Here is a 1,679-nt window from a genome sequence, read left to right as displayed (position 1 = left end):
GGTTGGGGGTGGGGTGCAATAACTGTGGGAATCATAACTAATGATTTGCCTTGTAGGAGAGAGGTTTGGAGAGGGGTTTTCTAGATACCGTAAAAAGTAAACCATTATGGCAACCTCGGAATAATTGCCTCCCAGGTTTTGGCATTTGTCCAATAAGCACCGTGGGAACGGGGAAAGGGTTGTCTGCTATCCACTACCACATCCTGCACTCTATCGGGGAAAATTTTCTTGCCAACGTAACTGAGAAAATCCCGTAAATCGTAGATATTCAACCATTGCGGGAAATATTGTGGTAATAACTGCCCATATTCTAAGCTGTAGAGGGCGTTAATCTCATATAAAAATGGTGCTTGGGAACCAACTGTTACCAATAATTCCACCTGAGATAACTGTTGCTGCACTAGCAAATCTACACAAGCGATACCCCCCAAACTATGGGCAATTAAAACCACTGGGGGTTCTGCTTGTTCGATTTGTTGCTGGATAAACGCCCTGATTTTTTCACCCCGCGCCTGATATAGCAGAATATCCCCAGGCATAGGCGAAATTTTATCAGTTAGTTCAAAGCGGTTGCCTTTGATATAGTTTGTTCCCATAGGTAGGGCTAACTCAACAAGCGGCTTTAATAACCATCTACCTAATCCTAATTCCGCCTCTGTCAAAGCCAGAGTCAGCAATTCCACAACTTTATCGCGCAATTGAGCATCGATGAGTATGGGGGGAAATTTTTGTTGCTGTTCGCTAAGAAACATTGCTTGAGCCACAATTGCCCTAGCGATCGCTCCATAATATTCACTCAAATCAGACTCACAAACTGTAAGCAATGCCCGTTCATACGGTTCGCTGCGGATAACAATTTCTCGCGCTTGTTCAAACACCTCTGTAATTCCCGCCTCTTGCAACTTAGCTTGCAGTTGAGACACCGGAGTGAAACTCGCTACACGAGATTGTAAAATATCTCCTGGTTCTTCCCCAAAGGGATTTCCTGACTCAATCGGTTTCAAAGACAACAGCCGTAATTCATACAAAGGATCGCTGTATAATTGTCGCCAGAGAATAATATCTGCGTCTTCTTCTTTTTGAAATAAAGCCAGTGTGGCATCTTGCAAGGGTATCGATGCCCCATGAGCATTGAACTTTGCACCTAATTCACCCCAAAGGCAAGGAGCAACTTTAACGTCAGGACGTTGGGTGTGAATCTTTTGCTCAATTATCTCAAAAGTTTGGTAGTATTCTCGTTCCCTAATGCCTGTGCCATGTACAAATATTACAGTGGTCATTGTTATTTAGCGATCGCCAAGCTTCTCCTCTGTATTATTCATCAAAACTCCTGGGTTTCAAACCCACGAGTTTACGACGTATTTAAGTTTTTATCCCACTCAAATTAAAATTGAACAAAAACAATAAACGATACACCGAATTCAACAAACGATACACCGAATTCAACAAACGATGCACCGAATTCAACAAACGATACACCGAATTCAACAAACGATGCACCGAATTCAATAAACGATGCAGCGAATTCAATAAACGATGCACCGAATTCAACAAACGATGCAGCGAATTCAACAAACGATACACCGAATTCAATAAACGATGCAGCGAATTCGATGAATGTATAATAACGTTACAGCAAACTTACTCAATTACTAATTAATCCGGAGTCACCCCACCCC

General features: G+C 42.3%; 1 protein-coding gene. It reads right to left on the bottom strand.

What is annotated here, in order from left to right:
* Positions 1-104: 104 nt before the first annotated feature.
* Complete coding sequence (locus GNE10_RS34340; protein WP_185570483.1) at positions 105-1,280, bottom strand: alpha/beta hydrolase; 1,176 nt, start codon at positions 1,278-1,280, stop codon at positions 105-107.
* Between the last annotated feature and the right edge of the window lie 399 nt (positions 1,281-1,679).

The organism is Nostoc sp. 2RC (assembly GCF_014222165.1).
Lineage (GTDB): Bacteria > Cyanobacteriota > Cyanobacteriia > Cyanobacteriales > Nostocaceae > Nostoc > Nostoc linckia.
The sequence above is the reverse complement of the archived record's forward strand: the minus strand, read 5'-3'. Positions and strand labels throughout refer to the sequence as shown.

Bases quoted from the DNA above. Each gene is read 5' to 3' on its own strand.
- GNE10_RS34340 (WP_185570483.1), bottom strand. From the start codon at position 1,280: ATGACCACTGTAATATTTGTACATGGCACAGGCATTAGGGAACGAGAA.